The organism is Rhodovulum sp. BSW8 (assembly GCF_003314725.1).
Taxonomy (GTDB): domain Bacteria; phylum Pseudomonadota; class Alphaproteobacteria; order Rhodobacterales; family Rhodobacteraceae; genus Rhodovulum; species Rhodovulum visakhapatnamense.
In genome coordinates this window covers 1-251 of the sequence record NZ_QNVX01000068.1, presented here as the reverse complement: position 1 = coordinate 251, position 251 = coordinate 1, and the positions used below count along the sequence as shown (strand labels likewise).

The 251-nt window shown below is 67.7% G+C and carries 1 protein-coding gene; it reads left to right on the top strand.

What is annotated here, in order from left to right:
• Positions 1–251 (top strand): terminase large subunit domain-containing protein (locus tag DSD19_RS21110; protein WP_243628201.1); only part of this gene is annotated, 251 nt, incomplete at both ends.

The following is a 251-nucleotide window of genomic DNA, read 5'->3' as shown; positions in this document are numbered from 1 at the left end:
CGGCGGATGATCAAGGCCGCGCCCGCGCTCTCGGCCTTCATGGACACGGGCAACAAGCACCTGATCTCGACCGCGATCACCAATGGCACGATCCGGACGCTGAGCCGCGACGGCAATTCGGCGGACGGCATCAACCCCAGCTTCGTCGCCCGCGACGAGGTGCACCGCTGGACCGACCGGGAACTGGCCGAGGTGGTGGTCAATTCGATGATCGCCCGCGCCCAGCCCATCGACTGGGCGATCACCACGGC